We start from the raw sequence: 12,536 nt of genomic DNA on the forward strand, positions 1-12,536 counted from the left end.
TTTTAACGGTTACAGTCAGAATAATCAATAAAGTTCTACAGCTAACGCAGTCCCTTCACCACCACCAATACACAAAGCAGCAATACCTTTCTTCTTGCCCTGTTGTGCGAGTGCGTGCAATAGCGTTACCACGATACGTGCGCCTGAAGCACCGATTGGATGACCGAGCGCACACGCACCACCTTTAATATTCACCTTGTCACTGTCAAGTCCTAGCTTGTTAATTCCAAGCATAGTCACCATTGCAAACGCTTCGTTGATTTCAAATAAATCAACGTCGGCTGTTTGCCAGCCAGCTTTCGCCAATACCTTTTCCACCGCCCCAACCGGTGCCACGGTGAAATCCTCTGGCTTGATAGCGTTAGTCGCATGTGCGACAACTTTAGCTATCGGTTGTAATCCCAAGCTCTGAGCTTTGCTTTCTGACATAACCAGTAACGCGGCTGCGCCATCTGAGATTGAGCTTGAGTTAGCGGCTGTTACTGTACCGTCTTTTTTAAACGCAGGACGCAAACTAGGAATCTTCTCCGGACGCGCGGCGCCGGGACCTTCATCAGTATCAACAACCACGTCGCCTTTACGCGTTTTGACTGTCACCGGGGTGATCTCATCGTTAAAAGTACCGTCGGCGATTGCTCGATTGGCTTTCGTTAATGAGTTTAGGGCAAATTCGTCCATAGCTTCACGAGTAATCCCCTCCGCATCAGCCGTACCTTGGGCGAAGCAACCCATCGCTTGACCGTCGTAGGCATTTTCTAAGCCATCAAGCATCATATGGTCTAAGACTTGGCCGTGTCCCATGCGCATACCCCCACGCGCTTTTGGCAATAAATAAGGGGCATTACTCATACTTTCCATACCACCGGCAACAACCGTTTCTGCCGAGCCCGCTTTAATCAAGTCATGCGCGAGCATGATAGCCTTCATACCCGAGCCACAGACCTTATTGATAGTTGTTGCACCAGCTGCCAATGGTACGCCTGCGCCAAGCGATGCCTGACGCGCTGGTGCTTGGCCTTGGCCAGCGGGCAATACACAGCCCATAATCACTTCATCAACGGCGTTCTTATCGACACCGTCTAACACTGCATCAATAGCTTGGCTGCCCAACTGCGTCGCTGGTACCGCTGAAAGTGCGCCCATAAACCCGCCCATCGCGGTCCGTTTTGCTGCAACAATTACTACTGAGTCTTGGCTCATGATTTTTACCCTTATTTAAAGTTTCAATTGGCAAGCTATCATTCGTACAGCAAATTTGACACACGACTTTGGTTGTATGTCGCCTTTCCAACAGGTCTGAGTTGACGAAGCTTGCCCGCTACTTTACCTTTACGTTAATTAAGGTTTACGTAAACGTAAACTTAACGTGTAATAGTGATAAGAACAATAGTTCATTCGCGAATGTGTTGTTATGACAATGTGCGCACGTAAACAAAACAGAACAGGTAACTACCACCCATGACTGACCGGACATACACGATTGGTGAACTCGCCAAGTTTTTCGATGTTACGCCTCGCTCGATCCGCTTCTATGAAGAACAGGATCTGTTGACACCCGAGCGTATTGGCCAATCACGGGTTTATCACACTAAAGATAAAGTCCGGTTGAAACTTATTTTACGCGGTAAACGCCTCGGTTTTTCGTTGGCTGAAGTTAAAAACCTGTTTGAACTGTACGATTCGAATCCAAATTCCGCAGCACAGTTAGAAGCCATGCTGCAAATGACAGAACACAAAAGAGCACTGCTGCGTCAACAGCTAGACGATATCCAAATGCTAATGAATGAGTTAGACGAAGTGGAGAGTCGTTGTCGTGAAGAGCTCAATGAATTAGAACGAGGAAACTAAAATGAATACTCCCTACCCTACGCTAAACTTTGGTCTTGGCGAAGATATCGATATGTTGCGCGAGCACGTGTATCAGTTTGCGCAAGGCGAAATCGCGCCGTTGGCAGAAAAAGCGGATGAGCAGAATGCATTCCCTAACGAGTTATGGCCAAAACTGGGTGAAATGGGCTTATTGGGCGTAACTGTATCGGAAGAATACGGTGGTTCCAACATGGGTTATTTGGCGCATACGATCGCCATGGAAGAAGTCAGCCGAGCGTCTGCTGGTATTGGCTTAAGCTACGGTGCACATTCGAACCTCTGTGTTAACCAGTTATTCAAAAATGGTAACGACGTACAAAAGGCAAAATACCTCCCTAAATTGGTCTCTGGTGAGCACATTGGTGCACTGGCAATGAGCGAGCCCAATGCCGGTTCTGATGTTGTTAGTATGAAACTGCGCGCTGAAAAGCAAGGCGACCGCTACATTCTAAACGGCAACAAGATGTGGATCACAAACGGTCCTGATGCTAATACCTACATTATCTATGCGAAAACTGACGTCAACGCCGGCCCACGCGGCATCACGGCATTTATCGTCGAGCGCGGTTTTAAAGGCTTCAGCCAAGCACAAAAACTCGACAAGTTAGGGATGCGCTCATCGAATACTTGTGAATTGGTATTCGAGGATTGTGAAGTGCCTGAGGAAAATGTCCTAGGTGAAGTCGGTGGCGGCGTACGCGTATTGATGAGCGGACTAGACTACGAGCGCTTGGTATTGTCAGGTGGTCCTCTAGGTATTATGCAAGCTTGTATGGACGTGGTTGTGCCTTATATCCACGATCGCCAACAGTTCGGTCAGTCAATCGGTGAGTTCCAGCTGGTACAAGGCAAAATCGCCGACATGTACACCCAAATGAATGCCGCACGTGCATACGTTTATGCCGTAGCGCGCTCTTGTGATCGCGGTGAAACCACGCGTAAAGACGCAGCCGGTGCTATTCTGTACTCAGCAGAGCTAGCAACTAAGATGGCCCTAGATGCAATCCAGTTACTGGGTGGCAACGGCTACATCAACGAATACCCTACGGGACGTTTGCTGCGCGACGCGAAGCTTTATGAAATTGGCGCTGGTACTTCTGAAATCCGCCGCATGCTAATCGGCAGAGAGTTGTTTAAAGAATCAGCTTAAGCTGTGCTCTAGATAAGTAACGATAGTTTTATCCGGACGACTGCGGGAGAGAATGCGTGCCTCGGATCATTAGTAAGATAAACCCTAACAGCCAAGCCTATGCCGACAATGCCGAGCATATGCAGCAGCAAGTCAACGATTTGCGCGACAAGATCGCGCAAATTAATCAAGGCGGTGGTGAAAAAGCGAATCAACGTCACCTTTCACGCGGAAAGTTACTTCCTCGTGAGCGCATAAACGTGTTACTTGACCCAGGTTCACCGTTTTTGGAAATCGGCCAGCTAGCAGCGTGGGACGTCTATGAAGACTATGTACCCTGTGCAGGCGTTATCGCCGGTATCGGTGTAATCAACGGTATTGAGTGTATGGTTGTCGCCAACGATGCGACCGTTAAGGGGGGGACATACTACCCGTTAACCGTTAAGAAGCATTTGCGCGCTCAAACTATTGCGGAGCAGAACAACCTGCCCTGTGTGTATTTGGTTGACTCAGGCGGCGCAAACCTACCCCGCCAAGATGATGTATTTCCAGATCGCGAACACTTCGGCCGGATATTCTACAATCAAGCGAATTTGTCGGCACAAAATATTCCACAAATTGCGGTTGTAATGGGTTCGTGTACCGCTGGCGGCGCTTATGTACCCGCAATGGCTGATGAATCAATTATCGTTAAAAACCAAGGCACGATATTTTTGGGTGGCCCACCGCTCGTTAAAGCGGCTACAGGTGAAGTCGTTACGGCCGAAGAGCTAGGCGGTGGTGATGTTCACTGTCGTACCTCCGGTGTAGTTGATCACTTAGCCAATAATGACCATCACGCATTGAGCCTTGCGCGCAATAGTATCGCGCGGTTGAATCGCAAAAAAGCCTATGACGTCGACATTCAGCCAGTCGTTGAGCCGGCTTACCCAACTGAAGAAATTTATGGGGTCGTCCCCAAAGACACACGCCAGCCCTACGATGTGCGGGAAATCATCGCGCGTATCGTCGATGGCTCTGAATTTGATGAATTTAAAGCCTTATTTGGCACAACGTTGGTCTGTGGTTTTGCCCGTATTTATGGCATTCCAGTCGGAATTGTCGCGAATAACGGTATTTTGTTCAGCGAATCCGCACAAAAAGGCGCGCACTTTATTGAGCTGTGTGCCCAGCGTAAAATCCCATTGATTTTCTTGCAAAACATCACTGGCTTTATGGTTGGTAAACAGTACGAATCTGGCGGTATCGCTAAACACGGTGCCAAGATGGTAACGGCCGTTGCGTGTGCCAAAGTCCCCAAGCTCACCGTACTGATAGGCGGTAGTTTTGGTGCTGGGAACTACGGTATGTGTGGACGTGCGTATGATCCGCGCTTCCTATTTATGTGGCCTAATGCACGCATTTCAGTGATGGGTGGCGAACAAGCAGCTGGCGTACTGGCGCAAGTTAAACGCGACCAAAAGGAACGCGTCGGTGAGCAATGGTCCGCCGAAGAAGAACAATCCTTTAAGCAGCCGATCATAGATACTTATGAACAGCAAGGTCACCCTTATTACGCGTCTGCGCGTTTATGGGATGATGGTGTCATCGACCCTGCTGATACGCGTCGAGTGCTCGGGCTGTCGTTGTCTGCCGCACTTAATAAACCAATCGAAGAGACGCAGTTTGGCGTGTTCAGAATGTAAGGATGATGACAATGACTGCTTTTAACAATGTCACTTACCACAAAGACACAAACAACGTGGTTACGGTAACGCTAAACCGTCCAGATAAGCACAATGCGTTCAACGATGAAATGATTGCCGAATTACAGGCTTGTTTTGTTCGCGTCAATCAAGATCCAGAAGCGCGCGCGATGATCTTGGCGTCGAATGGCAAAAGTTTCTGTGCCGGTGCTGACTTAAACTGGATGCAGCGCATGGCGGAGTATTCCTATGAGCAAAATAAACAAGATGCGGAGAAACTCGCTGCTTTGTTTGAAATGCTTTATCACCTGCGCGTACCCAGTATTGCTCGCGTTCAAGGCTCGGCGTTTGGCGGTGCCATAGGCCTTATCGCCTGCTGTGATATGGCAATTGCCAGTAAACTTAGCAAGTTTTGCTTAAGTGAAGTAAAAATTGGCTTAGTGCCCGCAACTATTTCTCCGTATGTCGTCGAAGCCTTAGGTCCTCGGGTGGCGAAGCGTTACTTTATGACGGCTGAAGTGTTTTCATCACGTCGCGCACGTCGCTTAGGCTTAATTAGCGAAGTTGTAAATGAAGAGTCGCTAGATGAAACCATTGACGATTTAATCAAGCACATCCTCGCCAACGGCCCACGGGCTGTTGCTCAGGCCAAAGAGCTAGTTGAAGAAGTAGCATACAAACCCATTACTGCTGATTTAATTGATTCTACTAGTGAGTTGATTGCACGGATCCGTGTGTCTGAAGAGGGCCAAGAAGGTCTCCAAGCATTTTTACAAAAACGCAGCCCTAACTGGCGTGAGGACAACGCATGATAAACAAGTTATTAATTGCCAATCGCGGTGAAATTACCTGTCGAATCATTCGCACGGCCAAACGCCTAGGTATTGCAACCGTGGCTGTTTACTCCGATGCGGATGCCAACGCGTTGCACGTGCAGATGGCTGATGAAGCCGTACATATTGGCGGTTCTGCCTCAAAAGACAGCTACCTTAAAGGCGACATTATCATTGCCGCAGCAAAAAAAACCGGTGCTCAAGCGATTCACCCGGGCTATGGCTTTCTGTCTGAGAATGCCACGTTTGCTCAGCAGTGTAGCGATAACGACATTATTTTCGTGGGTCCCCCAATCGGTGCTATCGAAGCTATGGGATCTAAATCTGCCGCTAAGACCATTATGGAACAAGCCGCAGTACCTTTGGTACCCGGTTATCACGGTGAACAGCAAAGTGAAGAGATGCTTAAACAGGCTGCCGATAACATCGGCTATCCGGTACTGTTAAAAGCTGCTGCCGGTGGCGGTGGTAAAGGCATGCGTCAAGTGCACAGCGCTGCAGAATTTAGCGCAGGTCTTGCTGCCGCCAAACGCGAAGCGATGGCGAGCTTTAACGACGATGTAATGCTGGTTGAAAAGTATTTAACCCAACCACGCCATGTTGAAATCCAAGTTTTCTGTGACCATCACGGCAATGGCGTGTACTTGTTTGAACGTGATTGTTCAGTCCAACGTCGTCACCAAAAAGTCATCGAAGAAGCCCCTGCACCGGGTCTGCCTGAAGAGATTCGCAGCGCTATGGGTGAAGCGGCACTGACGGCCGCAAAAGCCATTAATTACGTCGGAGCAGGTACCGTTGAATTCTTGTACGACAGCGATGGTAGTTTCTATTTCATGGAGATGAACACACGCCTGCAAGTAGAACACCCCGTAACTGAGATGATCACCGGACAAGATCTCGTTGAATGGCAATTGCGCGTTGCGAGTGGTGAACCGCTCCCCGCCACTCAAGAACAGCTGACAATTACTGGTCACGCTTTCGAAGCTCGGGTATATGCAGAAGACCCAAATAATGAGTTCTTACCGGCCACCGGCGTGCTCTCGACCTTGCGTCCGCCACAAGAGAATAGCTTTGTGCGAGTTGATACCGGTGTTTTAGAAGGCGATACGGTTTCGGTTTTCTACGACCCGATGATAGCCAAGTTGATCGTATGGGACGAAGACCGCGGTAAAGCCTTACAGCGCATGGCGCTTGCTTTACAGGATTACCACATTCACGGTGTTACCACCAACATCGAGTTTTTATACAACATTGCGACCAGTGATCCATTCGTGAATGCAGATTTAACCACTGGGTTTATTGATGATCACTACGACGCACTGTTTGCTAGCCATTTAGCCAGTGATGAAATGTTAATCTATGCGGCGTTAGGTGTTCTACTTAATCAAACGCCAGTTACTGTGCAGCAAGGTCCTATTGCAGGCTGGGTTTCGCCTGCACACATTGCCGACGGCTGGCGGGCTAATGAAGATCACATGCAATCGATTCAGTTGCGTTTAAGCTGCGGTGACGTTGTTGATGTGTCTGCAGTGTTTGTTTCTCGTCGCGAGCAAAATACCTGGAAAATCAGCATCAATGGTAAATCGCATATGTGTAGTGGCAGATTGCACGACGGTAAACTCGACGCCAATGTCGACGGCCATCGCCAACAGCTTACGCTGGCATCGGATCATAACCATTATCATGTGTTTGGCGACCGCCAATCGCTACAATTTGAGCATGTATTGCCTGATCTGGGAATCGATGACAACGCCGATAATGAAGGCGGATTGACTGCGCCGATGAATGGCACGATCGTATCTTTGTTAGTTGAACCTGAAACACCTGTTGAAGCTGGTACACCGCTATTAATTATGGAAGCCATGAAAATGGAACACACCATTAAAGCCCCCACCAACGGCACAGTTCAAGAGTTCTTTTTTAGCGCCGGTGCACTAGTGGATGGCGGTGCAGCGCTGTTGGAGTTTACCGCAGATGAATAGCGAGTTACCGACTTCAGTCAGCATCGTCGAAGTAGGTCCACGAGATGGCTTACAAAACGAAGCCGGTGTGATTGCCTTGCAAGACAAAGTGACGCTAATTAATCAGCTTACAGAGGCTGGTTTAAAGCGCATTGAAGCAGGTAGCTTTGTATCACCGAAGTGGGTTCCGCAAATGGCTGACAGTGCCGACGTTTTGGCTACTATTAACCGCGCTCAAGGCGTTATTTATTCGGCATTAACACCGAATATGCGCGGTTTTGAAGCAGCCGTTAATGCCGGTGCTGACGAAGTTGCTATTTTTGGCGCAGCATCGGAAGCTTTTTCACAAAAAAATATCAATTGTTCAATCGCAGAGAGTTTAGAGCGCTTTAGTCAAGTGATGGACGCAGCCAAACAGCAGGATATTCGCGTACGTGGGTATGTCTCATGTGTATTGGGCTGTCCATACGAAGGTGAGATTTCGCCCAGTAAAGTTGCTGAGGTCAGCAAGCTCATGTACGACATGGGCTGCTACGAAATATCATTGGGCGACACCATTGGCGTGGGGACGCCACGCAAAACCGCACAGATGCTAGATGCAGTGCTTGCCGTTGTACCTAAACAAGCGCTTGCTGTACATTTTCACGATACCTACGGACAGGCACTTGCCAACATACTCGTGGCACTAAACTACGGTATCAGTAATGTTGATAGTGCCGTGGCTGGCTTAGGCGGTTGTCCGTATGCCAAGGGTGCAAGTGGCAATGTTGCATCTGAAGATGTGGTCTACATGCTCAATGGCATGGGCATCGATTGCGGTGTAGACCTTAAAGCACTTGTTGCTGCGGGTATGCGAATTTCTCAAGCGCTAAACAAAGTCAACCAGTCGAAAGTCGCTAACGCATTAAGTGACAAATAGACGTTATACAAGAGCATTATCAAGCCTTTTCGCTTGATAACGCAAATGTAGCAAGCACACCGATTGCTATCATAGCTGCCATTATCGCCACTATCCATTGCCCTAAAAGCGGTTGTAGCAATGCGTAGATGCTGCCAGCCACAAGCAGTACTAAACCGATAAGCGTATTTGCACTTCCAACCAACTCTGTTCGCGATTGGCCTTCGTCGATATCCAATGTATAGATTTTCCGCCCTGTTCGCAGCCCAGTGTGCGCAATAGCGAGCGCGAAGAACAAGACTACTGACAACCACAGTGAGTCAGGTTGTAATAGCATCAATCCCGCGCACGCAGTAATTGCTAAAACGCCGCCAATGCGCATTACGTACCGCGCGTCCTTATCGGCCAAGCCGCCCCATATTTTTGCACTTAATAATGCCGCAGCTGCCTCAGCAGCGAGATACAGTAACGCCAACTGCTGGCTTTGCTCTGCTTGAGCCAACATAAAAAAGGGTGCGACTAAGGCCGAGTGCACAAATATGGCGCGTACCACAATAAATCGCTTGGCGGCAGGTGAAAGTTTGGGTAACAGCATGTGCCACTGAAACGGATCATCTGAAGAATTCTCTGTTTCAACAGTAGTTTTCAATGGCCACATTAACACTGCCGTGAGTGTTAACATTACTGCAGACAACGCGACAATGAGTAACAACGAAAACTCCGACTGAAACTTGTCGACCAAGCCCATTGGCACAGCAATAAGGATTGTCACTAGTCCCGATAATGTAGTGGCCGTGCCAATAAGCTCTCCCCTTCGTCCTTTGTCAACGATATCGGCTTGAATATCTTTTACGGTTAACGAACAACACGAACGTCCAATGCTGTAAGTGGCCAAACAAACGATAAAAACCACACTTACGCTGAGCGCAACAGTGTCAGACTGACTGGCATGATGACATACGGCTAATATTGCACTCGTACTTAAAATCTGGATCAACATACCTAAACGCCACACCACATAGCGTTGTGGGTAACGACGTAATATCAGGCTTAATACAACTTGTGGGATTAAAGCGAGAGATTCTCTGATTGGCACTATCCAAGCAACGACCCAGCTTGGCATACCTACGGCTAAAACCAAGCCTGGCAGCAATGACTTAGCCGAAAACAGTACACTGGCGCACTTGTTGGCTGTGAGGGTAATAATTAAACGCTTAGAGTCACGCAAGTTTACGGATCACCGCGAAATAGTTAGGTAAAATTTCGGCGCCTTCAAGCGCTCGCTCCCTTTGCAAGTAATCATGTAATGCGGCTAGTCGGTACGGTGGCACTTGCGGTAACCAATGGTGCTCAATATGATAATTTACATGATTAGGCGCGACAGTCAGTCTTGCCAATACCCCTGCCTTAACTGTGCGCGCATGGCGACGCGGATCAACATCAAGCAAATCAGGAACACTCGCATGTTCAGCGGCGTTTCTAATACGCGAAAACAGAGAAAAGGTGGTGAAATAAGCTACCCACCAAAGCGCATAACTGAGAACACTCCCCATGGCGAAACAAAAACTGAAGAGTACGAAATGACACACTATAGGTCTGTGTAGGTTGCGAATCAAATTCACTGCGACTTGTTGCCAGCTTAACGATTTGCGTTCTACCGACTTATACGCCATATCGTAATTAACAATACCCGCATGCATTAACATCACTAAAGCAAAGTTCTTGATGCCGGTGATGGCAAAGCAGTCGCGTGCTATTTTTCTCACTAAGCCAAAACGAGACACTGGGTAATTTCGATAGTTGATATAATCAGGGTCTTTGGTTGTGCCGGCATTTGCGTGATGTTGCAGATGATAAGTTTGATAACCGTCGAATTGTGCCCAAATCGGTGCAGCACAAAGCCAGCGACCAACCCATTGGTTTAGCTGTTTAGACAAAAACAATGCATGATGGGCACAATCGTGCATCAAAATACCTAGTCCCAATTGACGATTACCCAGCAAAACTAAACTGATCAAATAACTGGGCCAGGCCGCCCATAACGCGGGCAGAGCCAACGCAAACGCAATCAATCCATAGTTCACCACAACAAACTGCCATGCGGCAACGTTTGAGCGTTGTAAATACGGTCTGATGTTTAATTTTCGGATTTGCTCTAGATGCGTCATAACCTATTGTTCGTCACTACATTTCGTTAGGCGGATTAACTCGTGGTATTTTCGGCAACTATTTTTAAGTTAGCCAACCCATCTTCAAAGTCTGGTCCAATAAACTTGTCCATAAATAAACCGAAATAACGAAAGGTGACGCTGTCGCCCAAATCGCCGTAATCCATCCAGGTAACTTTTGTACCGTCATCGAGCGGTTCAAGGATCAACTCACCAGTAGAGCTCATATCCATGTCGGGAAAAACCAGGTCATATACAACCCGTTTATTATGCTCAAGTTCAATGATTTCCATAGCACCATTACCTTCAGTTTCACTTAACCACTCTGATCGCATTCCCACGGCTCGGTCAGGCCCCGAATAGGTTAATGCCATATTGGGATCGCGTTTGAACCAAACGCCCCATTGTTGCCAGCGACGCAAATCAACCAAATGACTATAAATGTCTTCTGGCTCAGCATTAATAACCACTGAACGCTGAACGTGAAACGAACTCGGCAACATCAGACCAATCAGATATACAGCTGCAATCAACACAGCAAAACCAATAATCAGTCGCTTTAATAAAACCATGATATGTCCCTATTTAATGCTGACTTACGATTTTATAACAAGCTGTTAACAATGTCTCCAGCAGATTCGATTATTGCACTAGCGTTTAGTGCAAAGGCGTGTAGTATTGATGGTAGGCCACAAGTATATAAGGGGATCCAATGTCTGAAAGTAATGCGCGCTACATCAGTAATTTAACCAAAGATACATACGCATTAATTCTCGCAGGGGGGCGCGGGTCACGTTTGCATGAACTCACCACGTGGCGAGCTAAACCCGCACTGTATTTCGGAGGCAAATTTAGAATTATCGATTTCCCGCTGTCTAATTGTGTTAACTCAGGTATTCGTCGTATAGGCGTTATTACCCAGTACAAGTCGCATTCACTGATCCGACACTTGGTGCGAGGTTGGGGGCATTTCAAAAAGGAGCTTGGCGAGTCTGTTGAGATACTTCCTGCTTCACAACGTTTTTCTGATAACTGGTACGAAGGTACTGCCGACGCGGTATTTCAAAATATCGATATTATTCGCGACGAGTTACCCAAGTACGTCATAATCCTCTCAGGCGACCATATTTACCGTATGGATTATGGTGCCATGATTGCAAAACATGCGGAAAGCGGTGCACAGATGACGGTGAGTTGCATGCCGGTCGGCGTTGATGAAGCCGCTAACGCATTCGGTGTTTTATCCGTAGACGAAAACATGCGCATTTTAGGATTTGAAGAAAAGCCCGCCAACCCTACTCCTCTGCCAAATGACTCGACAAAGTGTCTTGCCTCTATGGGTAACTATGTTTTCAATACTGAGTTCTTGTTCGCGGAGCTGAAGCGCGATGCTGAAAACAGTGGTTCAGAGCGTGACTTCGGCAAAGATATTATTCCCAGTATCATCAAAGATCATCCAGTTTATGCATACCCATTTGCAGCCGGTGACGCCGGCGCTAATTACTGGCGCGATGTAGGTACCTTGGATTCGTTTTGGGAAGCGAATATGGAATTAGTCTCACCAGTGCCAGCACTTAACCTTTATGACCGACGCTGGCCTATTTGGACCTATCAAGAACAATTACCACCGGCTAAGTTTGTCTGGGAAGAGCACAACCGTCGCGGAGAAGCGATTAATTCAGTTGTGTCAGGTGGCTGTATTATTTCTGGTTCAACGTTACGTCGTAGCCTGTGTTTCTCCAATGTGCGCGTCCACTCGTACAGTCAAATTGACGAAACCGTAATATTGCCTGACGTAGAGGTAATGCGGCATTGTAAGATCCGCAAAGCCATTATCGACCGCGGTTGTGTTATCCCTGAAGGCACAGAGATAGGTTACGATCATGATAAAGACCGTGAACGAGGCTTTAGAGTGTCATCAAACGGTGTCGTTCTGGTTACTCGTGAGATGCTCGGACAGCCAGTAGGGTTTTAAATCTGCGTTAACAGCGCG

At 47.8% G+C, this 12,536-nt stretch carries 11 protein-coding genes; 7 read left to right on the forward strand and 4 right to left on the reverse strand.

Annotated features, from left to right (window positions below; translation table 11 throughout):
- Positions 1-24 precede the first annotated feature (24 nt).
- Positions 25-1,200, reverse strand: coding sequence for a thiolase family protein (locus QTP81_RS10725; protein WP_289365397.1), 1,176 nt, complete (start codon positions 1,198-1,200; stop codon positions 25-27).
- Between the two features lie 258 nt (positions 1,201-1,458).
- Here QTP81_RS10725 and QTP81_RS10730 point away from each other — a divergent pair, with 258 nt between their 5' ends.
- The 6 genes from QTP81_RS10730 to QTP81_RS10755 are packed head-to-tail and all read left to right on the forward strand — an operon-like array spanning position 1,459 to position 8,396.
- Positions 1,459-1,848, forward strand: coding sequence for a MerR family transcriptional regulator (locus QTP81_RS10730; protein WP_289365400.1), 390 nt, complete (start codon positions 1,459-1,461; stop codon positions 1,846-1,848).
- Between the two features lies 1 nt (position 1,849).
- Positions 1,850-3,019: an isovaleryl-CoA dehydrogenase gene (locus QTP81_RS10735; protein ID WP_289365403.1), complete on the forward strand. Its 1,170-nt coding sequence runs from the start codon at positions 1,850-1,852 to the stop codon at positions 3,017-3,019.
- A gap of 56 nt (positions 3,020-3,075) precedes the next feature.
- Positions 3,076-4,683, forward strand: coding sequence for a carboxyl transferase domain-containing protein (locus tag QTP81_RS10740; RefSeq protein WP_289365405.1), 1,608 nt, complete (start codon positions 3,076-3,078; stop codon positions 4,681-4,683).
- 11 nt (positions 4,684-4,694) lie between these two features.
- Positions 4,695-5,495, forward strand: coding sequence for an enoyl-CoA hydratase/isomerase family protein (locus QTP81_RS10745; RefSeq protein WP_289365407.1), 801 nt, complete (start codon positions 4,695-4,697; stop codon positions 5,493-5,495).
- Positions 5,492-7,498 carry an acetyl/propionyl/methylcrotonyl-CoA carboxylase subunit alpha gene (locus tag QTP81_RS10750; protein WP_289365410.1) on the forward strand — a complete coding sequence of 669 codons (2,007 nt, stop codon included), beginning with the start codon at positions 5,492-5,494 and terminating at the stop codon, positions 7,496-7,498. Before QTP81_RS10745 ends, QTP81_RS10750 begins: the two co-directional genes overlap by 4 nt.
- The gene (locus tag QTP81_RS10755; RefSeq protein ID WP_289365413.1) at positions 7,491-8,396 is read left to right on the forward strand and encodes a hydroxymethylglutaryl-CoA lyase; all 906 of its coding nucleotides are present in this window, start codon (positions 7,491-7,493) and stop codon (positions 8,394-8,396) included. The genes QTP81_RS10750 and QTP81_RS10755 overlap by 8 nt, the downstream gene beginning before the upstream one ends.
- A gap of 19 nt (positions 8,397-8,415) precedes the next feature.
- Here QTP81_RS10755 and QTP81_RS10760 read toward each other — a convergent pair whose 3' ends face one another.
- The 3 genes from QTP81_RS10760 to QTP81_RS10770 are packed head-to-tail and all read right to left on the reverse strand — an operon-like array spanning position 8,416 to position 11,115.
- The gene (locus tag QTP81_RS10760; protein WP_289365414.1) at positions 8,416-9,603 is read right to left on the reverse strand and encodes an MFS transporter; all 1,188 of its coding nucleotides are present in this window, start codon (positions 9,601-9,603) and stop codon (positions 8,416-8,418) included.
- The gene (locus QTP81_RS10765) at positions 9,596-10,543 is read right to left on the reverse strand and encodes a fatty acid desaturase family protein (RefSeq protein ID WP_289365415.1); all 948 of its coding nucleotides are present in this window, start codon (positions 10,541-10,543) and stop codon (positions 9,596-9,598) included. Before QTP81_RS10765 ends, QTP81_RS10760 begins: the two co-directional genes overlap by 8 nt.
- Before the next feature lie 35 nt (positions 10,544-10,578).
- A complete protein-coding gene (locus tag QTP81_RS10770) occupies positions 10,579-11,115 on the reverse strand; it encodes an SRPBCC family protein (RefSeq protein WP_289365417.1) in 537 nt (178 codons plus the stop codon).
- Between the two features lie 140 nt (positions 11,116-11,255).
- Between QTP81_RS10770 and glgC the strand changes: the two genes are divergently transcribed.
- Entirely contained in the window at positions 11,256-12,518 is a 1,263-nt protein-coding gene (glgC, locus tag QTP81_RS10775; protein ID WP_289365419.1) for a glucose-1-phosphate adenylyltransferase, read from the forward strand.
- Positions 12,519-12,536 lie beyond the last annotated feature (18 nt).

The sequence above is a fragment of the Neoalteromonas arenosi genome, assembly GCF_030362855.1.
In the GTDB taxonomy this organism is placed as follows: domain Bacteria; phylum Pseudomonadota; class Gammaproteobacteria; order Enterobacterales; family Alteromonadaceae; genus Alteromonas_E; species Alteromonas_E arenosi.